16 protein-coding genes are annotated in these 23,873 nt (G+C 71.3%); 6 read left to right on the top strand and 10 right to left on the bottom strand.

Annotated features, from left to right (window positions below):
- Positions 1-20 precede the first annotated feature (20 nt).
- Positions 21-1,700: a pentapeptide repeat-containing protein gene (locus CAP_RS44040; protein WP_052374531.1), complete on the bottom strand. Its 1,680-nt coding sequence runs from the start codon at positions 1,698-1,700 to the stop codon at positions 21-23.
- A complete protein-coding gene (locus CAP_RS08840) occupies positions 1,697-5,770 on the bottom strand; it encodes a DUF2169 domain-containing protein (RefSeq protein WP_044238436.1) in 4,074 nt (1,357 codons plus the stop codon). Before CAP_RS08840 ends, CAP_RS44040 begins: the two co-directional genes overlap by 4 nt.
- A 106-nt stretch (positions 5,771-5,876) precedes the next feature.
- Here CAP_RS08840 and CAP_RS08835 point away from each other — a divergent pair, with 106 nt between their 5' ends.
- The 3 genes from CAP_RS08835 to CAP_RS08825 all read left to right on the top strand — a co-directional run bounded on the left by CAP_RS08835 (position 5,877) and on the right by CAP_RS08825 (position 7,660).
- Positions 5,877-6,500, top strand: a complete 624-nt coding sequence (locus CAP_RS08835) for a hypothetical protein (RefSeq protein WP_044238434.1) — start codon at positions 5,877-5,879, stop codon at positions 6,498-6,500.
- Between the two features lie 10 nt (positions 6,501-6,510).
- Positions 6,511-7,233, top strand: coding sequence for a hypothetical protein (locus CAP_RS08830; RefSeq protein WP_063748659.1), 723 nt, complete (start codon positions 6,511-6,513; stop codon positions 7,231-7,233).
- Positions 7,234-7,294: 61 nt separating this feature from the next.
- A complete protein-coding gene (locus CAP_RS08825; RefSeq protein ID WP_044238433.1) occupies positions 7,295-7,660 on the top strand; it encodes an Hpt domain-containing protein in 366 nt (121 codons plus the stop codon).
- On the opposite strand, the gene CAP_RS44035 is transcribed toward CAP_RS08825, so the two are convergent.
- The 3 genes from CAP_RS44035 to CAP_RS44030 all read right to left on the bottom strand — a co-directional run bounded on the left by CAP_RS44035 (position 7,609) and on the right by CAP_RS44030 (position 12,899).
- Positions 7,609-9,093 (bottom strand): protein kinase domain-containing protein, encoded by a 1,485-nt coding sequence (locus CAP_RS44035; protein ID WP_081864688.1) that lies wholly within the window; start codon positions 9,091-9,093, stop codon positions 7,609-7,611. The two genes, CAP_RS08825 and CAP_RS44035, sit on opposite strands and share 52 nt — an antisense overlap.
- Before the next feature lie 101 nt (positions 9,094-9,194).
- On the bottom strand, positions 9,195-10,001 hold the full coding sequence (locus CAP_RS08815; RefSeq protein ID WP_044238432.1) for a hypothetical protein: 807 nt from the start codon (positions 9,999-10,001) through the stop codon (positions 9,195-9,197).
- Between the two features lie 123 nt (positions 10,002-10,124).
- On the bottom strand, positions 10,125-12,899 hold the full coding sequence (locus CAP_RS44030; protein ID WP_197041081.1) for a serine/threonine-protein kinase: 2,775 nt from the start codon (positions 12,897-12,899) through the stop codon (positions 10,125-10,127).
- A gap of 209 nt (positions 12,900-13,108) precedes the next feature.
- Between CAP_RS44030 and CAP_RS08805 the strand changes: the two genes are divergently transcribed.
- Entirely contained in the window at positions 13,109-13,744 is a 636-nt protein-coding gene (locus CAP_RS08805; protein ID WP_197041080.1) for an RNA polymerase sigma factor, read from the top strand.
- A 60-nt stretch (positions 13,745-13,804) separates the two neighbouring features.
- Here CAP_RS08805 and CAP_RS08800 read toward each other — a convergent pair whose 3' ends face one another.
- Positions 13,805-16,150 (bottom strand): FG-GAP repeat domain-containing protein, encoded by a 2,346-nt coding sequence (locus CAP_RS08800; protein ID WP_197041079.1) that lies wholly within the window; start codon positions 16,148-16,150, stop codon positions 13,805-13,807.
- Positions 16,151-16,438: 288 nt separating this feature from the next.
- Here CAP_RS08800 and CAP_RS08795 point away from each other — a divergent pair, with 288 nt between their 5' ends.
- A complete protein-coding gene (locus tag CAP_RS08795; protein WP_044238427.1) occupies positions 16,439-17,677 on the top strand; it encodes a hypothetical protein in 1,239 nt (412 codons plus the stop codon).
- A 55-nt stretch (positions 17,678-17,732) separates the two neighbouring features.
- Complete coding sequence (locus tag CAP_RS08790; protein ID WP_044238424.1) at positions 17,733-18,311, top strand: HutD/Ves family protein; 579 nt, start codon at positions 17,733-17,735, stop codon at positions 18,309-18,311.
- A gap of 9 nt (positions 18,312-18,320) precedes the next feature.
- Here CAP_RS08790 and CAP_RS08785 read toward each other — a convergent pair whose 3' ends face one another.
- From CAP_RS08785 to CAP_RS08770, 4 genes are all read right to left on the bottom strand, one after another.
- Entirely contained in the window at positions 18,321-19,952 is a 1,632-nt protein-coding gene (locus tag CAP_RS08785) for a PPC domain-containing protein (protein WP_044238422.1), read from the bottom strand.
- Positions 19,953-20,093: 141 nt separating this feature from the next.
- Positions 20,094-21,329, bottom strand: coding sequence for a glycoside hydrolase 5 family protein (locus tag CAP_RS08780; protein WP_044238420.1), 1,236 nt, complete (start codon positions 21,327-21,329; stop codon positions 20,094-20,096).
- A 35-nt stretch (positions 21,330-21,364) separates the two neighbouring features.
- Positions 21,365-22,333 carry a hypothetical protein gene (locus CAP_RS08775; protein ID WP_044238418.1) on the bottom strand — a complete coding sequence of 323 codons (969 nt, stop codon included), beginning with the start codon at positions 22,331-22,333 and terminating at the stop codon, positions 21,365-21,367.
- A gap of 1 nt (position 22,334) precedes the next feature.
- Complete coding sequence (locus tag CAP_RS08770) at positions 22,335-23,858, bottom strand: carboxypeptidase-like regulatory domain-containing protein (protein ID WP_156040617.1); 1,524 nt, start codon at positions 23,856-23,858, stop codon at positions 22,335-22,337.
- Positions 23,859-23,873 lie beyond the last annotated feature (15 nt).

Below are 23,873 nucleotides of genomic sequence, written 5' to 3'. Positions count from 1 at the left end.
CAGGCTCGCTCGGGCATCGCTCAGCTCCCCGCCTTGAAGTCCTCGGCGCGGGCGCGCTCCGGATCGGTGGGACGTGCGCCTTGCAGGCGCGCTCCGGTGAGGTCGGCGCCCTCGCGCCGCACCCGGTGCAGGTTGCTCCCGGAGAGGTCGGCGCTGCGCAGGTCGCTGCCGTCGAGGCGGGCGTGGGAGAGGTCGGCGTCGCGGAAGGCAGCGTCGCGGAAGCTCGCACCACGCAGGTCGGCGGCCTCGAAGCGCGCCTTGACGAAGCTCGCGCGGTCGGCACGCACCTTGCGGAGCGTGGCCCGGTCGAGGGAGGCGTCGTCGAGCGTCGCGTCGCGCAGGTCGGCCTCGTCGAGCGTCGCGTCCGAGAGGTTGGCGAGCACGCCCGCGAGCCGCGCGAGCCTGGCGCTGCGCAGGTTGGCGCCAGCGAAGCTCGTCTGGCGCGCGACGGCGCGGGTGAGGTTGGCGCCCTCCAGGGAGGCCCCCGAGAAGGTGCTGTTGGTCAGGTCGCAGGCGGTGAAGTCGACCTGCTCCGCGCGGGTGTCGTCGAGCAGGGTCTGGAGGATGGCCGCGCCCGCGAGCCGGGTGCGCCGGAGGTCGACGCCGCTCAGCACCGCCTTGAAGAGCTTCGCGCCGCGGAGGTCGGTCTCGTCGAGGAGGCAGCCGGTGAGGTGGGTGGAGCGGAGGTCGGCGTTCGCGAACGTGGCGGCGGTGAGGTTGGCGCCGCGGAGGTCGGTGCCGTCGAGGAGGGTGTCGTTGAAGCAGGCCCGGACCAGCACCGCGCCGGCGAGCGTGGCGCGGGTGAGGTCGCAGGCGTCCAGGGTGACCTCGGTGAGGTCGGCGCCCGTGAGGTCGGCGCCCGTGAGGTCGAGGCGGGACAGCCGCGCGCCGCCGAGATCGGCGCCTGCGAGCACGGCTTCTTTGAGGTCGGTGCCCGTGAGCTGGGCGTCGCGCAGGCGCGCGGCCTGCAACGAGGCGCCCTGGAGGCGGGCCTGGGAGAGGGTCGCCGCTTCGAGGTCGGCGCCCGTGAGGTCGGCGCCCGTGAGGTCGGCCTCGGCGAGGCTCGCGCCGACGAGGCGGGCCTCGGTGAGCACGGCGCCGACGAGCTGGGCGCGATCCAGCTTGGCGCTGGAGAGGGTGGCCTTCGGGAAGGCGGCGGCGCTCGCGCTCGCGCCCGAGAGGTCTGCGCCGTCGAGCGCGGCGCCGGAGAGGTCGGCGTCGTCGAGGACCGCGTTCGAGAGATCGGCGTGGGAGAGGCGCGCCGAGGTGAGGATGGCCCCCCGGAGCACGGCGCCACGCGCGGCGGCCCGCACCAGGGAGGCTCCGACGAGGTGCGCGCCCTCCAGGGAGGCGCCGGCGAGGAGGGCGCCGGAGAGGTCGGCGTCGGAGAGCGTGGCGCCCGCGAGCTGGGCGCGTTCGAAGCGCGAAGGTGCGCCGGTCTCGTCCCAGGGTGCGAGCACGCCCGTCAGGTCGGCGCCGGAGAGGTCGGCCCCCGCGAAGTCGACGGCTGCGAAGCGGCTCCCGCGCAGGCTGGCACCCTTGAGGCGCGCGCCTCGCGCGAGGCAGCGGCGCCAGGTGATCCCCCGCAGGTCGGCCCCCTCGGCCACGAGGCCGCCGAGGTCGACGTCCTCGATGGTCTCGCCCGCGAGGCGCTCGCCGCGGGCGAGGCGGGCCAGAAGCTCGGCGCGGGAGCGGATCATGCGTCCTCCTTGAGCTTGGTCTGGGTCAGCACGGCGAGGTCGAGCCTGGCGCCTGCGAGCTTCGCCTTCCAGGTCTCGGCGGCATGCAGGTTGGCTCCCCGGAGGTCGGCGCGCGTGAGGTCGGTGGACTCCAGGTTGGCGCGCATGAGGTTGGCCTTGAGGAAGCTCGCGTCCGCGAGCACGGCGCGCGCGAACCGGCCGTCCACGAGGTCGGCGCTGGAGAAGATGGCGCGCACGGCCGAGGCGCGGGCGAAGCTCGACTCCCGGAGGGACGCGCCGAGGAAGCTCGCGTCGTCGAGCGCAGCGCGGTCCCAGATGCCTCCCTTGGCCTGGATCCCGTCGAGCGCGGCTCCGATCAGCGAGACACCGTCGGCGCGCGCGCCATCGAGCCGCGCCTCGCGGAAGGACACGCGCGCGCCGCGCGCATCGTAGAGGCGGATGGAAGGCAGGGTCGCCTTGTCGAAGGTGGCGCCGTCGAGCACGGCGGAGGACAGGTCGGCGCCCTCGATCTCCGCGCCATCGAAGCGCGCGTCGCTCAGGTCGGCCTTCGCGAAGCTCGGCCGCTCTCCCCGCGCGTTGCGGAAGCTCGCCCGGGGAGCCCGGACGCGCCCGAGATCGGCCTCGGTCAACCGCGCGCCCTCGAACCGGGCGCCGGCGAGGCTGGCCTCGGTCAGATCGGCCCGCGTCAGGTCTGCGCCGTCGAGCACCGCGTCGTCGAGGTCGGCCCCCGAGAGCTGGGCGTGACCGAGCTGGGCCCCGGAGAGGCGGCACCCGCGGAGCTGGGCCCCTTGCAGGTTCGTGCCGACGAGGGAGCGGCCCGTCAGGTCGAGCGCGGAGAGGTCTGCGCCGGCCAGGTCAAGGCCATCGAGCGCTTCGCCGGCCGCGAGCCGCGCCTCCACCCGCGCGCGCATCGCCCGCGCTTCGGCCGGAGACGTGGCAGCACCGGCTGGCGCAGGCGCAGGGGACGCGGGCGCGCCTGGCGCTGCAGGGGCAGCCGCGGTGGCGCTGGCGGTGGGGGTCGACGCTGCGGAGACCGAGGCGGCTGCCGCGCCCGCGGCCACGCCGACTGCCGGTGCTGCCGGTGCAGCAGCGGCGGCAAGCCTGGCCCGGACGCGGGCCTCGACAGGGTCGGGCGCTGTGGGGGCGGCGTCGTTCGCAGGGGGCTCGCTGGTGTCGGTCGTGGGGAGGTCCCGCGAGGCCCGCGCTGCCAGGTAGCGGGACAGCACCTCCTCGGGGCGGGTCGGCGCGGAGGAGGTCTCCTCGGACATGACGAAGAGCTCGGCCACGTCCGAGGCGTCGTCGTCGCGCACCTCGAGGACGCCGCGCCACACCAGGTCGAGCTTCATCGCCTCGACGTCGAAGTGCACCGTGTCGAGCCGCAGCAGCACCTCGAGCAGCTCGCTCCCCGCTTCCCTGGTGCGCTGCGCGAAGGCGCGGGCGCGCACGCCAGGGAGGCGCCCTTCGAGCAGGGGAATGTCAGGTCTCATGCCCTCCAGCGCGAAGGACTCGTCCCCGCGCACGGCGTCGAGCTGCTGCGCCGGGGGAGCCGCCTGGAAGTAAGCCCAGTCGAAGTCCTCGGGGAACCAGGGCCAGCGCTCGACGCGCCAGCGCGCGTCGTAGGTGCCGAGCATCTGCGTGCGCCGCGACCACCGCGCCGGGACGGGGCCGAAGCCCACGGGCGCTGGCGTATCGGTCGGATCGCGGATGAGGCGCTCGGGGTCCTCCAGGCTGGGCAGCCGGGTCGCGCCGTCCGGACCTGGCGCGCGTCCCACGCCCACCGGGTTCGCGTCGAAGCCAGGCCCGCCGTAGGCGTGCTCGTGCACGAGCGGGAGGCTGGTGAATGGACGGGGCGCGGTGGGGGCGAGGGCGACGACGGCGCGCTCCCAGCGCCGCTCGCCGAAGACGGCGATCTTGCGCTCGAAGCCAGCGCTGCCGCGCCCGAAGCGGAACCTCACCTGCGCCGCGGGGGCGCCGCCGCCCGGCGCGTAGGCGTTGCCGGTCAAGGTGACGTCGGTCCGCGGCTTGAAGATCGCGAAGTCCGAGGGGTAGAGCAGGCTGCGCGCCGGGTCGCCATCGAGGTGCACGTCACCCGAGGGCATGTCGGGCTCGGGGCGAAGGCGCGCAGGGCCGTCAGGAACCAGGTCGAAGGTGCCCTTGACGACCACCACGCGCGCATCGCGGGGAGGTCTCACCTGCCAGGGCAGGGTGAACGCGATGAACGGCGCGGCCGGCACCACGGGGATCGCGTCGCTCGGGCGCGAGGGGAGCACGACTGCGCTCGCAGCAGGCACGGACGACGCGGCACCGGACGGCGGTTCGGGAGGCGCTGCGTGGAAGAAGCGCGAGGCGGCAACCGGGGCGGCGGACGGCGACGAAGGTCTGGGCGGTGCCGGCGGCGAGGACAGGCGCGCCTCTGGGGGCGGTGACGACACCCGCGCTGGTGGTGGCGGCGAGGATGGTCGGGTGGGGATGGTCGGGGGCGACACGGCCGGCTTGGCCCCGGCCGGCAGGGGGAAGGTCTCCTCCTCGGTCACGGGCGCCCCCGGCGCAGGGACAGGCTGGTGGGACCAGGGAGCGCCCGGCAGCGGCGTGCTCGTGACGCTCGGTCGCGGCCCGGGCGCAGATGCGGCGCCGGCGAACGGGAGCACGGCGTGCGGGTCGCTCTCGGACGACGACGGCGAGATCGCCACGGTGTGGTCGTGCGTGGGGCGAGGCGAGGCGACGACCTTGTCGAAGGGAAGCCCACGCCGGTGCGCGGCATGCGCGATCTCGTCGGGCGAGAGCGCCAGGGTCCTGTCCGAGACAGGCGCCTTCGTGACTTCCATCGCGTGCACAGGGGCGCCCGACACCGGCGTGCTCCCCGGAGGCCTGTCCTCCGCAGGCGCGCGTGCAGGTTCGCGTGCAGGCGCGCCTGCAGGTTCGCGTGCAGGTTCGCGTGCAGGTTCGCGTGCAGGTTCGCGTGCAGGTTCGCGTGCAGGTTCGCGTGCAGGTTCGCGTACTTGCGTGGCTGCGTTGTCGTCCACCTCGCCGGAGGTCGTCTCCTCGACGGCCACCGTGATGGCCTGCTCCGCAGGAGGCGCCTCGGGCCAGGGGATCTCCTTGCCAGGCCGCGCCAGCGCGACGACCACGTGCATGCCCGCGGCGTGCTCCTCGCTCCGGAGCGGGATCACCGCGCGCCAGACCAGCTCGACGCGCTGGGTGTCGCTGTCGATCCGCAAGGTGTCGGCGAGCATCTCGACAGGGCGACCGAAGGCAGGCGACGGGTTCGAGAGGCCATGCACGCGCGCCACGGCGATGAGGCCGGGGAGCCGCGAGCGCACCCGCGGCAGGGTGGGGTGGAGCCCCTCCAGCAAGATCCACTCGTCACCCGCGAGGTAAGCGCTCCGCTGATCCGGCGGCGCTGCCTGGAAGTAGGCGTAATCGAGCCCCTCCGGCACCACCGGGATGGCCTGGTCCAGCGCCTTGCGCGCCGTCGCGTCGACCATCTGCTTCCGCGATGGCCAGCCTCGCGAGATGGGCCCGAAGCACGCGGTGCGCGTCGGGTCCTGCGGGTCGAGGACGTTCGGGAGAGAGGCCTTGCGCCCGCTCTCGCCGAAGCCCGCGCCGAAGGGGTTGTCCTTCCACCCGATGCCCCCGAAGGCCCGCTCGTAGGTGAGGGGCATGCGCTCGAATGGCGCCGGAGGATCGTCACCGCGCCGGTCTCCCACGACGAGGAGCACCTTGTCGAACACGGACTGCTCGCGGAACACGGCGAGGCGCACCTCCAGCGAGGGCACCGCGCCGGCAGGCGCGTACGCGTGCCCCGTGAGGACCACGTCGGCTTGCCGCAAGTACGGCACGAGGTCCGGAGTGACGCGAACGCTCCGCGTCGGGATGTCCTGGTGATGAAGCTCCTTGCGCAGGATCGGCGCAGGCTCCTCCAGGGTCATCTCGGCCTCGTCGACGATGCCAAACGTCGCCTTGACGATCACCGTCACGTAGAGCTGCCCGCGCGAACGCCACAGGAGGGCACCGCATGTCACGGGGCTCTGCGCGGTGATGGCCAGCGGCCAGGGGACCTCGCGGATCATTGGAGGCCCCAACATACCTCAGAGCGTGGCCTCACAATCGCCGTTTCCTTGGCCCCGCGCGCGACGGCCGGATACCTGGAACGACCCTACGGCAAGGAGACGATCTTTGGGCGCACTTAAAGGGACGATCACGTACACGAAGCTCTATGTGCGCGGCGAGCTCGCCGACAGTTTCCGCGATCTGTTCGTGGAGCGGGTCAGGCTCCGCGCGTTCCAGCCGCTCACGGTGGAGGCAGAGGCCGATCAGCAGTCCGGCTGGTGCTCCATCGAGGATCCGCTGGACACCGATCTCGACCACAACAAGCTGTACTTCGGCTCTTACCTGAACCTCGGTCTCCGCACGGACAAGTGGGTGATCCCGGGGCCGCTGCTCAAGGCCCACCTCGCCGAGGCAGAGCGCGCCCACCTCCAGAAGCGCGGCAGGGAGCGGCTCTCCAAGAGCGAGAAGGAGGAGATCCGGACCAACGTCTCCCGGCGCCTGCGCAAGCAGGTGCTGCCGGTGATGAACGTCGTGGATCTGTCATGGAACCTGGACACCGGCGTCGTCCGGTTCTGGAACCAGTCGCCCCGGGTGCTGGAGTCGATGATGGAGATCTTCGAGGATACCTTCAGCGTGAACCTCCTGCCCGAGAGCCCCGGCGCATCGGCGGTGACCATGGGCCTCTCCGACCTCCACACCCGCGCCCTCGAAGCACTGACGCCGACGGCCTTCCACCCCGCCTTCGCCTGAGGAGAACGCCATGCATCTGGTCGATTTGATCGAGAAGCGAAGGTTCGTCGGCCGCGAATTCCTCCTCTGGACGTGGTTCCAGAGCGAGCTGCGCGAGGGCCGCTTCGACGTGGAGGGCTTCGGGCCCTGCGAGATCCTGCTGGAAGGGCAGCTCACCCTCACCCTGGACAAGGAGCAGAGCCGGCTCAAGGGCACCGCGCCGAGCACGGCGCCCGAGGCCCGCGAGGCCCTGCGCCAGGGCAAGCTCCCCACCCAGGCCCGGATGCGCATCGAGCGGGGAGAGCTGGTCTACACCTTCGTGATCCAGGCCGACACGCTCAACCTCTCCGGCGTGCGCATCCCGGCGCAGGTGAAGGAAGAGGAGGACGAGCGGTTCTACGAGCGGATGTACCTCGTGGAGGAACTCGAAGCGCTGCTCGGCGCGGTGTACGCGGAGTTCCTCGCCCAGCGCCTCTCGACGGCGTGGGAGAAGACCGTGGCGCCCGCCATCCGGAGCTGGATCCGCGGCGAGGCCGTGGACCCGGCTGCGCTCAAGCGGCTGCGCGTGGCCCCCGTGGGTCAGGGCGCAGGGCAGAGCGCGGCGTCCACACCGGACGCGGCCGGCACCCAGGCAAAGGGGCGGCCCGCACGTCCCACGACGATGGCTCCGCCTGCTCTCGACGAGCGCGACGAGCGCAACGACCGCGACGACCGCGACGGTCGCGGCAAAGGCGCAGCACGCGCCGTGGCCTGAGCGGCGATCGCCGACCAGTCACGGTGGTAAGATGAGGGGCTGCACTGGAGGCAGCCGCCTCATGTCCCACCCCCAGGATCCGCAGCGACCCCACCGTAGCCCTGCGCGCGAAGCTGCCATCCAGGCAGCCCTCGCGGAGATGCGCGTGGAGTACCGGGCGCAGCTCCCCGGCTACCTCGACGAGATCAGCACGTGCATCGCGCGCGTGCAGCGCGGCGAGGGCGATGCCGACGACCTCGCCAGGGCCAGGTTGCTGGCGCACCGCATCCGTGGCACCGCTGGCTCGTACGGGTGGTCGGCCCTGAGCCAGGCCCTCGGTCGCGTGGAGGATACGCTGGAGGCGGGCGACGCGGCGCCCGCCGGCGAGATGCTCGCTCAGCTCGCGGCGGCGCTGGCCGACGCGAAGGCGGCGTTCATGGCGGTGTGAGACGAGGGCGCTGCGGCATCGTGCCCCGGCGCGTGCTGGGCAGGCCAGGCCGTGCGGGCCGCGATGCTGGAGATGGTCTCGATGAGCTGCTCGAGCTCGATGGGCTTCGCCACGAAGTCTCCCACCCCGAGCACCGAGAACCGCCAGCGATCCGCCTCGCCGAGCTTGGCGCTCATCACCACGACCCGCGCCTGATCGCCCTGCGGCAAGGACCGCAGGCGCGAGAGCGTCCCCACCCCGTCGAGGCCCGGCATGTCGAAGTCGAGGAGCACGAGGTGCGGCGGCTGTCGCCACGCGCTGACCAGGGCCTCGGCGCCGGTGGCCGCCGCCACGAGTTCCAGCGATTCCTCGTAGAAGGCGAGCTGCACGGCGCGGGTGGCGAACCGCCTGAAGGCCGGATCGTCGTCCACCACCAGCACCCGCCGGGCGCTGCTGTCGTAGCGCTCGCGCCGCGGTGAGGGAGGCGGAGGATCGATGCACTCCGTCACGCCCAGCGCCGCCATCAGCGCCTGCGCGAAGGCGGAGCACGTCGCGTGGCGCTCTGCCGGGTCCTTGGCGAGGGCCCGCCGGAAGACCGCGTCGGCCGCGGCGAGTTCCGGGCGGAGCTGCGAGATGGCCGGCGGGCTCGTGTGCGCGTGATCGTGCAGCACCTGGGCAGCCACCAGGTCGTCGAACGGAGGCCGGCCGCAGAGCAGCTCGAACGAGAGACAACCGAACGCGTAGACGTCGGTCCGCGGAGAGACGGTGGTGTGGGCCGAGAGGTGCGTCTGCTCCGGCGCCATGTAGAGCGGCGTCCCCCCGCTCATCGCCCACCGCTCGGTGGGATCGGTGACGGCGAGCCCGAAGTCCACGAGCACCGGGCGCCCGGTGTCCTCCTCGATGACCACGTTGTCGGGCTTGAGGTCCCTGTGAACGATGCCCGTCTCGTGCACGGCATCGAGCCCGGCGGCGAGCCGGCTGATGATGGTGAGCGCCCGGTGGAGCGGGATCTGGGCGCGGTGCAGCCAGTGCTCGGCCAGGATGTCGCGCACCGTCTGGCCGCGGACGTACTCCATCACGAAGAAGCACGCGCCTTCGTGCCTGCCGAAGGCATGGACCTGAACCACATGCGGGCTCCGGATCGAGGCGAGCGCGGCCGCCTCTTTGCGCAGCGCCTTGACCCACTCCAGATCGTTGCCCAGCTCGGGCGAGACGACCTTCAGCGCCACCTTGCGCCCGAGGCCCTCGTCCGAGGCGAGGTAGACGATGCCCATCCCCCCTCGGCCTATCTCGGCTTCCACGTGGTATCGCCCGTCGATGACGACCTTCGCGCCTTCAGCGCGACGGCCACGACAGCGCGGGCAAAAAGAACCCTCCAGCGGCCACGCCGGGATACTCGCGATGGCATCCAGCCCATGCACGGTGAACCCGCACCAGGTGCATTCGATCGTCATGGTTTACCCCCCCTTGGGCTACCATTCTGGTTTCACTGATGTAACGGAGCCAGTTCGGCACGGCAAGGGCGGCGGGCAAAACTCGGTTCACCCGGGTGTGCTCAGAGCATGAGCCGGTTCCCCGGCTGGACACGAACCAGCGTCACGGGCGGATCGCTCAGCCGGATTTCTTCGATGAAACTTCCGGAGACGTCTGCACCGTGGGATCCGACCACCACGGTAACGCCGCGCTCGTGAGGCACGACAACCTGGTCCTGCGGGACGAGCGCACCTTCGCCTCGGTTGGCCTCGATCTGCCGCACCCAGGCCTTCGTCGCTCCGCCGCGCAGCGTCACCCACGCCGACACCGGCGTGGCGAAGGTGGTGCCGTGCCCCGCCAGCACGTGCAGGGGAGCCCCTGCCACATGCGCCCCTCCTCCTTCGGACAGGTCTGCGCCTCCGTCCCAGGGGGGAGTGTAGATCCACGGCGCATCCGTCGGCGGGTGGTGCTCCACCGTGCCCTCGGGCGTCGAGACCCGCACCGTCCCGTGCGTAGGATCGAGCTGAAGGCGCGTCACCAGGACCTCGTTCGAGAGGAGCGAGATCGCGGCGCTGACCAGCCTGCCTTTTCCGTCGAGCGTGACCTGCTCCTCCACCCGTCGGCGCGCGCCGTTCTCCTCCTCGACCACGGTCTCACCCTGCAGCGACTCTCCGCCATCGGCGGCGACGACGCGCGTCATGCGCGCGGTGACGCCCGGCCCGGTGAAGTGCAGCACCTCGGACTGACCTCCGGTGACCTCCCCGGTGATGCTCTCATCGGCCACGGCCTCGGCGCAGCCCGCGAGCAGCAAGGAGGACGCTGCCAGGATCGCGGGCCTGCGGAGGCGCGCCCAGACGGAGACAGACGTGGACTTGAGGGAGGGGTCCATGGCGGTGGTTCCTTTCGCAGTCGGCTCCGCGGCGCGCCCCCCGGGGCGGTGTCGGGCCTCTCGATCGGATAGCTCCCGCGCGCGCTGGATGTGACAGACCCCAGCGCGATTTTTCGACGCGCTCTATCCCCTGCAGCCGAGCGCCCTGGAACGCCCGCGCGCCGCCTCTGCGGTGATGCTCCGCGGTCGCGCCGCTCCCCACCGGTGGAGCACCACACCGTAAGCTGCGCAGGCGCCCTCGCGGTCCCCCGTCTCTTCACGAAGCTGACCGAGCCACAGGTGCGTGCGCGTGTGCTCCACGGGGAAGTCGAGCGCCATGCAGCTCCGCGAAGCGCCCTCGAGCCAGCGGCTCGCCTCGGCGCTCTGCCCCCCGAGCCGGAACGTCCGACCCACCGCGGCGTCGATGGCCGTCTGGGGCCTGAACGGAGGGAGGGGCTCGAAGCGCGGCAGCGCCTTCAGCGCCTCGCGCGCGTCGGCCTCGTCCTCGACGAGCCCCGCGTAGCCGTGCAACCAGAGAAAGCTGCGCGACACCGGCGTGAGCCGCTCGGTCCAGCTACTGAGCCACGGCTCACGACGCGCGACGACGCCGCGTCGGTCGAGGAGGCCAGCGCGGCGCGCGATAAGGAGCAAGGGTGGGGTGGCGTCGCTCGCGAGGGCAGAGTCCTCGGCGCCCGGCGCGGGCTCCCAGGCGTCACGCCGATCCAGGAACCCGAGCGCGACCTCGCCGGCCTCCGCGGCACGCCCGCTCTCTTCGAGCGCGAGCGCGCGGAGCAGCGCGGCCCCACCACGCACGACCTGCTGCCGGCTCGACGAAGCCACCGCCCGTTCGAGCCCCCGGGCCGCGCTTTCCGCCGCCTCGAACTCACCCCCGAGCAGATCGGCGCGGATCCTGGCGATGAGCAGCATCTGCTGGAGGTCCGTGGCGATCGGGGCTGGCAGGCCCGCGAGCGCCTCCTCCCCCTGCCGCAGCGCCTCGCGCACGGTGGGGAGCGGTTGCCCACGAGAGGCCAGCGCGTTCGCGAACGAGGGGTACGTCGCGGCAGGCACCACGGAGGACGCGAGCAACCTCCGCGCCGAGCGCTCCGCTCCCTCGCAGTCTCCCAGGCTGGAGCGCACGAGGAGCTGGGTCTGCAGGCAGAGCGTGGCCCGCGGCGACTCTCCGATGCAGCGGTCGAGCACCGCCTGCGCCTCCTGGAACCGCCCCCGGTAGGCGTGGTAGGTGGCGATCGCCGCGAGCGCGCGCGCGAAGGCCGGATCGATCTGGAGCGCGTGCTCCAGGAAGCCGATCGCCTTGTCGAAGTCGGAGTAGTTGGCGGTCGCCGAGCCGAGCAGGAACCAGATCTGGGCGTCGCCTGGAGAGCGGTCCGCGAGCCGCTGGAGCCGCCGGATGGCGACTGCCCAGTCCGCGGGCTGGTTGCGCACCACCGGCTCCACCGCGTTCAGGAGCGCCTTCTCGCGCTCGCTGAGCGTGTGCGCCATCGCCTCCGCCCGGCGAAAATGCTCGCGCGGCCGCTCCACGTCCTTGGCCAGGATGAACGCGCTCAGGGCGAACTGCACGTGCACCGCCGTGAACGAGGGATCCAGCTCCAGCGCCCGGTGCAGCGACACGAACCAGCCTCCGCCGTTGCGAAACGCCGCGAGCGCTTCCCGGTACTGGGCAGCAGCCTCCGGCTTGACCGAGGCTGGAACCGGCAGGTCCGTCACCGCCGTCAACGCCGCCCCCGCGAGGGAGGTGGCGGGCGTGGTGGGACCAGGCGCCAGGGAGGGAGGCGCGGTGAGCGCGAGCGAGGCACCCTCGCGCGAGGAGCCGAGGTCGCGCAGGCCGAACGCCACCACCCCCGCGACCGCAGCCGCCCCGACGGCAGCCGCGACGATGCCCGCGAGCCCTCCCCAGCGCCTCGCTGCCGGCGTGGCGTCGAGGGCCCGCAGCACCGCTCCCGCGTCGGCGTAGCGCGCCGCGGCCTCCTTGCGCAGGCAGCGCAGCGCGACCCTCTCCAGGTCACGCTCCACCCCGGAGCGGATCGACGAGGGCGACGGGGGCTCGTCACGGTCGATGGCGATGATCAGCTCCACCAGGGTCGCCCCCACGAACGGCCGCCGCCCCGTGAGCAGCTCGTACAGCAGCACGCCGAACGAGAACACGTCGCTCCGGGCGTCCACCGGCCAGCCCTTGGCCTGCTCCGGCGACATGTACCCGGGTGTACCGAGGATGCGCCCCTCCGCCGTCTCGGTGGTGGAGAGCCCTCCAGGCATGGACTCGGCGCGGGCCACCTTGGCCAGCCCGAAATCCAGCAGCTTCACCTGCCCGTCGTCGGCGATCATCACGTTCTCGGGCTTCAGGTCCCGATGCACGACGCCCGCCGCGTGCGCCTTGGCGAGCGCCCTGGCGATCGCCCGGGCCACGCGCCGCACCTCCTCCCCTGGCAGGGCGCGACCTCTCACCGGCCGGCGCTCCAGCACCGCGCGCAGCGTCTCGCCCCGGATCAGCTCCATGGCGATGAACACCCAGCCATCCGCCTCGCCCACGTCGAAGATGGTGGCGATCCCCGGATCGCTCAGCGCTGCCGCCGAGCGCGCCTCCCGCAGGAAGCGCCGGCGCCGCCCTTCGTCCCCCGACCACGGGAGCACCTTGAGGGCGACGTCGCGACCCAGGGTCACGTCCTCGGCCGCGAACACCACCCCCATGCCGCCGCGCCCGAGCTCTCTCCGGAGCACGAAGCGACCCAGGGTCTCCCCCGGGCGAGGCATGTCCTCCGGTTGCTCGGGCCGCGTGGAGATCCGGGCCACCTCGGCCAGGAAGGGGTCGGGCGTGATCGAGCCTTCACTGTCGAGGTCCGACAGGTCTTCCTCGCCACTGTCTTCCGCTTCACCCCTGCGTGCCCGGGAGCCCTGGTCCATGAACGCTCGCAGCATATCGCGGTCGCCAGCGTCGGTCGGCAGAGAGCGCGGTGCCCTCGCCCGACCTGCCGTCGTTCTCCTGACATCCCGCGGGGATAGATGCCGCCCGGGGACCATGTGAACCCGACAGGTGGCGATCTGCGCGGCGGCCGGCCAAGATGGCCGGGCATCCACCCAGACGGACGCGGTTGACCGACTGACCTATGAACGTGCAGCAGAGGGAAGAGCTGGAGGCGGCCATCCGCGAGCGCGCCGAGCGCGGCGACACGACCGGCGCCACAGAGGTCGCGCTCCGCGGCTACGGCCGGGAGATCTTCGAGTTCCTGGCCGCCCTGCACCACAACGAGGACGACGCCTCGGAGGTCTTCTCCCTCTTCGCCGAGGGTGTCTGGCGCGGCCTGCCCCGCTTCGGCTGGCGCTCGTCCTTCCGCACGTGGGCTTACAGCGTCGCGCGCAAAGCCTCGCTGCGGTTCCGCCGCGATGCCCGGCGGCGCGCCGCGCGCCTGGGCCCCCTGCCGGAGTCCGCGCACCTCGAAGCGATCGTCGCCGAGGTGCGCACCCAGACCCAGTCGTGGCTCCAGACCGAGCGGAAGAACCGCTTCGCTGCCCTGCGAGAGTCGCTGCCGCCCGAGGACCAGACGCTGCTCCTCCTCCGCGTGGACCGCCAGCTCTCCTGGATCGATCTGGCGCGGGTCCTGCACGAGGACGACACCGCCCTGCTGGAGGGTGAGGACCTGAAGCGCGAGGCAGCCCGCCTCCGGAAGCGCTTCCAGCTCCTCAAGGAGAAGCTCTACGAGATGGGGCGCCGCGAGGGCCTCGTGCGCCGCGACGACGAGGAGCGTTGAAGACGCTCACGCCCGGCGGCGCTCAGGCCGGGTAGCGCGGACGAGGGGCGCCGACAGGGCTCACTCGGGGCAGATCTGCAGCGTGCCGGCGCCCTGGTTGTTCCCGGGGTGGCAGTCGGCAATGGTGCCGCTCGGGTCGACGACCACGAAGATGTTCCCGGTCCCGCTCACGGTGCCCGTGCACGAGACTTCCTCGCAGTCGCCCGGCATGAGGAGCGCCTGCGTCTCCGCGCTGCAGAGCACCGTCGTCGTCCCGGAGCCGTCGTTCGACTGCAGCTCCACGGTGACCCCGTCCTGCACCGGGTTGGTCCCGCGGTTGCACACCCGGGTCCTCAGCGTCAGGTCCCCGGCGCTACCGCTGCAGAGCGAGCCGGTGTCGGTGATCACCGCCGTCAGGTCGGCGACGTTGAGCACCCCGAGGTCCCCCTGCGTGTTCTGCCGGAAGTTGTTCATCCCGGGCTGCGTCCAGTTCGGCGCGACCTGGCTGGAGGAGGGGATGCGCGCGTCGTCGGTCACGTGCGTGACCGAGTAGGCGTGCTGGTTCCAGATGGGCCGCGAGGAAGCCCAGGCATCCTCGGGGTCGCGCAGGATCATGAACCCACCGCTCTGCGTCGCCGGCCCCGAGTTCGGGAAGAGCGGGTCCGTCGCCGGGCAGCCTGGCCCCGGGGAGCGCGCCACCACGATCTCCGTGGCGAAGTCGCCGTCCACGTCAGCGATGACGGGCAGCTCGAAGCCTGTCGAGTTGGAGGCCGGCGCGCTGAAGATCACGTTGCCGGTCTTGCCCTCGTAGACGCGGATGTAGCACTCGTCGCCGTACACGGCCTCGGCGTTGCCATCGCCGTTGAAGTCGAAGACCGACGACCCTGTGCCGCTCGATGAGAAGTCCTGCGAGAGCTGGGCCCAGAGCACCCCGTCGGGGAGCGACTCCATCCCCGGCGGCCGCTCGCACTTCCCTCCTGGCCGCTCTGCCGGGCTCTGGCCCCCGAGCGCCGCCACGCAATCGGGATCGTAGACCGCGTAGTACTGGTTCGCCGCCGCCGCGAACTCCACCTGCCCGTCGCCATCGAAGTCGCTCGCCGTGGGCGGGCCGCCATGCCCCCCGGGCTGACCTGCATCGTGGTGCAGCGCCACGGGACCCCACACCACCGTGCCGTCGATCGTCTGCACCCGGATCGTCCCCGAGCTGTTGGGGTTGAAGGTGGTGGTCTCGGCCGACACCACCACCACCTCGGGCAGCTCGTTCGGGAACGGGTGCCCCGCGATCTGCGAGTACTGACCGAGGTCGGCGATGGCCACGTGCCCGGCCTTCTGCGCCGTCGCATCGGGGACGAAGAAGCCCTTGGTCACCCACGCCGAAGCGCCCTGGTCCCAGCCAGCGACCCGATCGAAGCGCACCAGCTCCGGCATCCCGTCGAGGTCGACGTCGGCGATCGACGACATCACCCCGTGGCTCAGGTAGGCGAAGTCGCTGAAGGTGTTGAGCAAGCAGCCATCGGCGTCGAACACCATCTCATCGACGATGATCTCGGGCGACCCGTCGTCATTGATGTCCCAGATCCCGGGCCCGTAGTTCGCCTGGTTCGAGCTGAAGTTGACGAGGGTGTCGCCACCTGCGCTGCAGACCCTCCCGTACCAGCGCCGCGACAGCGTCGGCGTGCCACTTGCCGTATCGATCTCCAGCGCGTACAGGTTCAGGGGGACACCATTCCCCGAACCGCTGGTCCGGTGCATGCCCACGATCTCGGGGTGCCCACCCGTCGGCACGTCGCCGTCGAGGTCCCCGATGGCCCACTGCGTCCCGTACGCTGGCCGGTTCTCGTCCGTGGCGTCGTCCGCGCCGCCGATCCGCATCTGCTCCTCGCAGGTGCGGCCGTCGAAGACCCGGACCGTACCGATACGCGCCGACGCGATGTTCTGGAACGTCGTCATCACGATCGACGGCTGGAGCTTGCCGGGATCGTCGTCGAGGTTCAGGTCCGCCACGATCGGGGCCGTGTAGACGTAGATGGATTGCGCGGTCGGATCGCTGGGATCACTCGGCGCCATCCACTCGCATTGTACCGTCGGGCTCACGCCCTCGGGCACCTCCTGCCGCTGGCAGTCGGGATCGTTGATCACGTCCGGAGGAACGCCATAGGGGATGCAGTCCCCGTTCGCGTCGCAGTACGAGTCCCCGGGGCAGTCGTCGTAGGTCGCGCAGGTGCCCAGATCGGGGATGCAGGTGTCGTAGCGGCAGATGAAGGGCTGCGGACAGTTCTCACTGCTGCACGCGCCAGCCGCGCCGCTCCCTCCGTCGCCTCCTCCCTGCCCACCCTGGCCGGCCCCCCCGGTCCCACCCGTGCCGTCAGGCTGGGCGCCAGGAGAGGCGCTCCCCCCACCGTCCGAGCACGCGCCGTGAAGCAGCACGGCCAAGGGAAGGAACAGCACGGCCGTGGAACGAGCGCGAAGGTGGCGAGATAGCATCACTTTCAGCCTATCGAGAGGGCGCGCGTTGCGTCAACCAACCCCCCCCCGCGCGGGGCATCCCTGTCCGGTATGGCCGCGTGCGCCGCGTGTTGCATTTCGCGTCAACCGAACACCGTCACCGGGATGTCACCAAAGAACCCACCGTTTACACATAACGGCGTGATAATGCTGTTCGTAATGCATCGCGCTCGGTTCTTCGCTCTGCTGGTGCCTGCGCTCTTTACTGGGATGTATGCCTGCGCCGCAGCGACCGGCGGGACCGCGACCGGCGAACCCGGCAGTCCCCCGGGAGACGGCGGCGCCGGTGGCAACGACGGCTTCAGCGGGACGGGCGCAGGGACGACCACCACCGTGGAAGACGATGGCGGGATCCAGATCGACACCGACGCCGACTCCGGCGACCCGCCCCTCGAACCGGACTCCGCGTGTGCGGCCGCGGCAGAAGAAGCGACAGCGACCGCGCTCCCCGTCGACATCATCTGGATGGTCGACAACTCGTCGAGCATGGCGACTTCCGTCCAGCAGGTGCGGCTCGGCCTCAACGCCTTCGCTAACCTCATCGCCGCCAAGTCCCTCGACTACCGGGTCATCATGCTCTCGCTCCGCGGCAAGACGCAGCAAGGTAACCTGCACCCGATCTGCATCCCCCAGCCGCTCGCCGGGGATGACAACTGCGGCAACAGCCCGCGGTTCTTCCACTCGAACATGAACATCTACAGCACCCAGCCGCTCGAACAGTTCCTGGGTACGCTCGCGCAGACCAACGGCTACCAGCTCGGCCAGCAGCGCGGCGGTGAGCCCTGGGCCAGCCAGCTCAGGCCCGAGGCGACGAAGACCATCGTCGTCGTCACCGACGACAACGCCCGCCTCTCGGCCACGCAGTTCGAGAACTTCCCCGGCGGCCAGAACCCCTACAACAGCCTGACCCTGCCGCCCGGCATCCTCCATCCCTCCTGGAACGGCCTCTTCAACGACTACGTCTTCAGCGCCCTCTACGGCTGGGGCTCCGACAACGACCCCAGCGAGAGGTGTCACTTCCCGGATGCGTCGCAGCCTGCCAGCTCCGGGCCGACGTACACCACCCTGGTCAACAGCAGGCACGGCGTGCGCGCCAAGATCTGCGACGGCCAGGCCGCGTGGCAGCCCTTCTTCGATGCCGTCGCCCAGGCCGTGATCCAGACGGCGCAGCTCTCCTGCAACGTCACCATCCCCACGCCGAGCAGCGGCACCATCGACCCGACCAAGGTCAACGTGGCCTTCAGCGACGGCGACACGCAGACGGTGCTCAACCACGTGCCGAACGCTGCCGCCTGCGGGACGGGCGCCTCCTGGTACTACGACGACCCCGTGAACCCCACCCAGGTGATCCTCTGCCCCCAGGCCTGCGACGACGCCCAGCTCTCCATCGGCCCTGGCAAGACCGGCAAGATCGAGGTCCTGTTCGGCTGCGCCACGATCATCGAGTGACGTCTCCCTCGCCGCTAACCTCCGGCAGCGGTGGCGCACCCCCTCACGGGCCCCCATGAAGCTCACCTCGCTGCCTCAGGCCGCCTACCGCCGCATGCGCTGGAAGAACGGCCTCGGCTGGACCACCGAGCTTGCCGTGCACCCTGCTGGAGGCGCCCCCTTCGACTGGCGGGTGAGCATCGCCGAGGTCGACTCCGACTGTGACTTCTCGCCCTTTCCGGACCACGACCGCACGCTCCTCGTGCTGGACGGCGAGGGCATGGAGCTGCACTTCGACCAGGCTGCGCCGAGCTTGCTGCGCGGCAGAGGCAGCGCTGCCACGTTCTCCGGCGACTGGAGCGCCCGCTGCCGGCTCCTCGGGGGCCCCACCCGCGACTTCAACGTCATCACCCGGCGCGCTGTGTACACCCACGAGGCCGCCTTCCACCGCGAAGGAGACGCCGTCGCCCTCCTCCCGGCGCACGGGGACCTGTGGCTGATCCACGCGCTCGGTGGTGCCCTGCAGCTCGACGGCGCTCAGGCCATCGCGCCCGGCGACAGCCTCCTCCTGGAAGCCGACGCCGGTGAGGCGCGCCCCGTCTCCGTGCACGGAGGCGACCTCGTGCTCGTGCGCGTCTCCCGCACCGAGCGGTGACGCTCGCGCTCAGTCGACGGCGGCGGTGAGCGTGAACTCGCCTCCGGTATCGAAGCTGTATGCCGAGTCGATCACCAGGAAGTAGGTCCCTCCCGCCTGCGCCGTGAACACCAGGTGCTCTCCCACGTTCACGTTGGCCTCACCCGCCACGCAGCCGGCCAGCGTCGCGTTGCACACCGACGCGTCGCCCGGCCCGAACAGGTACACGTTGACGTCGAACGTCTCGGCCTCGGCCATCACGTCGAGCGTCTGCCCCGCCGCGAGGTCCACCTGGTAGACCACGTCGGGCCCTCCCTGCACCGCGAACCCCAGGCAGTCACCGTCCACCGGATCGGTCCCGTAGTCGTCCACCCCGCCCAGCGAGGTGCTGCTGCTCGTCCCGAGCGGCAAGGGCAGCGCCGTCGCGCAGGTGTCGTTCGGAGCCGGCATCGCGCACAGCGCAGGCTGCACGCACACCTCCCCTGCCGCACAGCCCGTCACCGGCAAGGACCTATCGACGCAATCGGGGTCCACGGCGCCGCACTCGCACGCGCACCCGGCGCCGTCGCCGTACCCTGCACCGCTGCACGTCCACTCCGGCGGAAAGATGGGCGCGCACACCCCCTTGGTCGACAGCCCGAAGAAGACCTCGTAACAGCGCTCGTACTGCGCGGCGTCGCAGTCTGCGTCCGAAAGGCAGAGCCCGCGGCACACCTCGTCGAAGCGCCCGTACCTGTCGCAGAGACCGTTCGCGAAGCTCCCGTCCACCGCGCAGAAGGCCGTGTTCGGGGGGCACGCCTCGCCGATGCCGACCGACGCCACCGCGCTCGGATCCTCGTAGCAGAGGTCGTCGGGATACCCCACGCTGCACACCCCTTCGGCGCACCCTTCCCGGGGATCGAAGGCGCTGCATGTGTCGAAGCACATCCCGCCGACGCACACCTGCTCGGCCTCGCACCCCTCGATGGGCAGCCCCCCGTCGGGCGCGCAATCGGCGTCGGGCGCCCCGCACATGCAATCGCAGACCGCGCCGTCCTCGTAGCGCTCCGCCGCGCACGTCCACCCGGGCGGCACGAACTTGTAGTCGATGCGCAGCTCGGGCACCGATAGGCATGCCCCGCCCGGCACCGGCGTCGACGCCAGCGTCTCATCGAGCGTCACCTCGACGAGCCGGAGCCCCGTCACTGTGGCCGCGAGGTCGAGCTCCGCGATGGGATCCCGGTCCAGGGTCAGCGTGCCTTCTGACTGGAAGAAGAACCGCTGCGACGTCTGCCCGTCGAAGTCCTCGGTGATGAGGATGCAGTTTGCGCACGTCCCGAAGTTGTCGTCCGGAGGGGCCGACAGATCGAAGGTCCCCGTCCGCGGTCCCATGAAATCGCTCGAGTTGTAGAACTGGAAGAAGAACTGGTCGGGCAGGTCGCCGCCAATCGAGGGGTCGACCGCCCCGAGGTAACCGGTCACCACGTCGTCCTGCAGGTCGAAGCGCAGATCCTTCACCGTGACGACCACGCAGCCGTCACCGCCGCCCGCCCCGCCCGCGCCTGCTTCGCCCCCCTGCCCTCCCTCGCCGTTCCCGTCGGACGGCTCGCCATCCCCACAGGCCAGTGCAGCCAGCGGCAGGAGACCCACCGCCACCCATCGAAACCAGGCCAGCTCGATCATACCGGGGTGTACCCATTCCCCGGTGGGCTGTAAAGCCAGCCAGGGACGCGGGGGTGCCCTGCCGCCATGCGACTCCGCACCCGGAGCGCGCCTCGGTGCCTCGACGCCCTCGACGCCCTCGACGCCCTCGACGCCTCGCGCTCAGTACCTGGTCTCGCAGGCGTGGGTGCTCGCGAACGCCTTCATGGCGTCGAGCTGCTCGGGCGTCGCCTCCTCGTAGTGCCACCCGAGCGCGCCGGCGTAACCATTGCCGTACCAGTCCCCGACCAGCTCCCCGTAAGAGACGCCCGACAGCCCCTGGAGCGGGAACTCCCCCATCACCACCGGCCTGTCGTCCACCCCGAACTCGGCTGGCGAATCCATGTACGGCCAGTAGGCATTGATCCAGTCGTACATGTGGAACTGATAGAAATCGACGTCCACGGCCGACCAGGCCTTCGCCCATTTCATCGCCGCGCCCCCGACTGTCACGAGCGCGCTGCTCTCCTCGCGCAGCACACCGATCACCTCGGCGACGAACGTCTCCATCTGCGCGTGCGTGACCACCGCGAGTTCCCCCATCGGATCGTACGTGTCGTCGCCGTAGGGGCTCGGACCCGTCATCGCCCACTCGGGCTCGTTGATGACATCCCAGGCCAGCAGCCGCTCGCTATGCGGGCTCGACGCGGCGGCACGGGCCAGCGGCCTCACCACATTCTCCAGGAGCATGGCGCGCTTCTGGGCGTCGACGACCATCGGCGTGATCCCGGGCACCCAGATCCCCGCCACGTCCCCGCTGGGCCGGAAGGCATCGAACGAGAAGAGGCAGGGCATCAGGTACACGTCAGCCTGCGCCGCGAGCTCCAGCGCCTTGTGGAGGTCGGCCACCGCGGTTCCGCCGAGCCCCGTGGGGTTGTCGCTGGCGTCGAAGGCGATCCCGTCGCCGCGGAAGTCGGGGAACACCCACCACCGGACCACGCTCCCGCCGTGATCGTGGATGTCCGCGAGCCGCGCCGCGTGCGATGCAGCGTCCGCGCTGACTCCCGCCTGCTGCCAGGCCGCGATGCCCCCGAAGTCGCCCCCGAAATACTGCCAGGCGTAGTTCACGCCGTACATGAAGCGGTGCTTGCACGCGAACGTGACCCCACCCCCGGGCGCCGGGCACGTGTCCTCGCAGACCTCGGCCTCGCCGCCCCCCTCACCGCCGTCACCACCGTGGCCACTGGACGGGGCGCCCGTGCCCACGCCCCCTGCGCCTCCCTCGCCCGTGCCCAACCCGTGCGTCCCCTCCCCCTCCCCCGAGGTGCACGCCACCAGGGCTGCGGCGACCGTCATGACAGCGCTGACGCGCAGCGCGCCGTGGTGCTTCGTCTCTCGGCTCTCTCCGCGCACGCTCATGGGCCCAGCGTAGCCCGGGTCCGCAGGCCGCGCCGTCAGAAGCTGCCGCGCATCAGCACCGCGCCACCACCTGGCAGCGGTGTGGCCCCGAAGCTCATGCGGCCCTGCTTCGGCGCTTCCTTCCCGCGGCTCAGGATCAGCAGCACCGTGCCCGTCGCCACGCCGGCGATGCCGACGCCCCAGCCCACGTAGTTCGCCACGAACAGCCCGCCGCTGTTGTCACGGATGTCGACGCCTTCCGGCGTACACACGTTGTTCGGGCACTCGTCCTTCAAGGTCGCGTTGCGCGAGAGCAGCAGGCCCCCCGTCACGCCGGCGACCACGGCCCCCGCCGCGCCCACGCCGAGCGCGATGAACCCAGCCGTGCGCATGCCGCTCGACCCCTCTCCCTCGCTGCTCCCGGGGGGCGCGACGGGCGGCAGGACCTCTCCGGGCGCGACCTCCAGCTCCTTCTTCTCGCTCTCCTTCAGCTCGACCACGAACTGCTGCTCCTTGCGCCCCGGCGCGCGCACCGTGAGGGTGTGGCGGCCTGGATCGATGGGCAGCGCTAGCCCCAGCGCGCTCTTCGCGAGCGTCACCCCGTCTCTCAGCACCTCCAGGTCGCCCGGAGCGCCGGCCGCCGCGCGGAGGGTCAGGTACGGCACCCGGGGCGCGATCGCCTCGATGCGCTCCCGCACCAGCGGGCGGCGCTCGTCGTCGGGCCCGAGGCGCTGCTCCACCTCCACGTAGAGCGCCCACGCCGTCGCGATGCGCGTGCGCTGCTCCTCGCACTCCGCCAGCCGGAACGCCGTCCCGGGGGCCGGGTCGAGGTCCTGGCTCTGCCGGAGCTTCGCGCAGGCGCTGTCCCAGTCTCCCTTGGCGGCGTCGGCCTTGGCGGCCTGGAACAGGGCCTCGGCGGCCGCCGGATCCCGCGGTGACTGGGCCGCCGCCGGGGTGACGGCGAGGGCACACGCCGCAGCGAAGCTCAGCGCGAACGCGCGCACGTGGCTCGAATGCAGGCGCATCTCACTCGACCACACGGAACTGGCCCTTGTAGAGCTCACTCATCGTGAAGAGGTGCCCATCCGTGTTTCGCTGGTGGATCACGTAGCTGTAACTCTGACCGACGTTGAGCTTCTCCGCGGTCCACATGGGTGAGGTGATGTCGGTCTCCGAGAACGCCTTCTTCTCGAGCAGCTCGCCATTGGCGCCGAACAGGTAGGCATCGCAGCTCGCCGCGGACGCCTCGAAGTACAGGGGGAACATGGGCGAGCCCTTGCTCAACGTGTCGACGCTCGTCGTCGGAAAGAGGAGGTCCCAGTCACTCGCGAGCCCGACCCCCTCGGCCAAGTTCACGTTCTTGTCCTTCACGGCGACCGTCGGGACACCGTTCCCTGGCACCGGCGCGCTGTCGTCGTCGTCGAAGGGGTACGTGACGATCGCGTACTCGCCCTGGGGCACCCGCTCGAACCTGAACGACTCATCCCCCGTGACGATGAGCTGCATCCCGGGCGGCACCGGGCCCACCAGCGCGGCGGGCTGCAGGATGCTCGTCGGGACCAAGGCCACGACCTGGGCCACGTTCGGGGCTCCCACGAGGAACGAATTCACCCGGAACGTCGGCGCATCCGACTCCGTGAAGTTCAGGACGATCCCGTCGCCGGGCGGTGCGGTGACCGTCAGGTCATCCACCGTGAGCCCCGTCGCATAGGCCTTGAGGAGCAGGTTCTCGGCGGGCAGATCGCGAAGGACGTAGTTCCCCTCCGCGTCTGCGATCGACATCCCCACGGCAGGTTTCCCGGCGCTCGCTCCTCCATCGGCGAGGAGCGCCACGACGATGGCGCCGGCCGCCCCCGACTTCGCCACGTTCCCGCTCACCATCCCTCCCTGGCGAACCTCCGTGGGGCGCTGCAGGGTGACCTCCGGGAACTGGATTTCACCCTGCTGCGTGGTCGTGAGCAGGTTCGCGCGGCTCGGGGGCTGAATCCAGGAGGGGTAGGGCAGGAACTCCGACGCCTCGACCACCACGTGGACGAACCCCTTGAGCGGTCTGCCCGTGGTCGCGTTGCGCTCGGCAGGTATCTGCGCGCGATAGAGGCCGCCGGGCTCCTCCGAAGCCTTCAGGGTGAGCGCGCGGTGGTTGCCCTCGGCGACGAACAGCACCCGAGCCCCCGAGACCGGGAGCTTGGCGCCGTTCGCCACGCCCGGGTACGTGGTCACGACCACGGTGGCCATCACCGGCTCGAAGCAGCCGAACGACCCATCTTCCACGGCCTCGCATACCTCGCCTTCGGGGCATGCCACCTCGCAGTTTCCCCCACCGCTTGCGGCTGTCACCACGCCGCTGCTGCCGCCGCTGCCTCCGCTGCCTCCCTCCCCGCTGCCCCCGTCCTCGTAGCCGCTCCAGTCGAGGACGAGCCCGCAACCGCCCAGCGCGAGCGTGCTCCCCACGACGAACGCCGTCAGCGCGCGGCGGGACGGGAAGGTCGACCTCGGGCCGGCAGTGAACCGCCGAGACATGGAGTGCACGGGACGTTCAGGGAGACGCATGGATTCTTCCTCGTG

The sequence above is a fragment of the Chondromyces apiculatus DSM 436 genome, assembly GCF_000601485.1.
In the GTDB taxonomy this organism is placed as follows: domain Bacteria; phylum Myxococcota_A; class Polyangia; order Polyangiales; family Polyangiaceae; genus Chondromyces; species Chondromyces apiculatus.
This window is presented reverse-complemented; position numbering and strand designations above follow the sequence as displayed.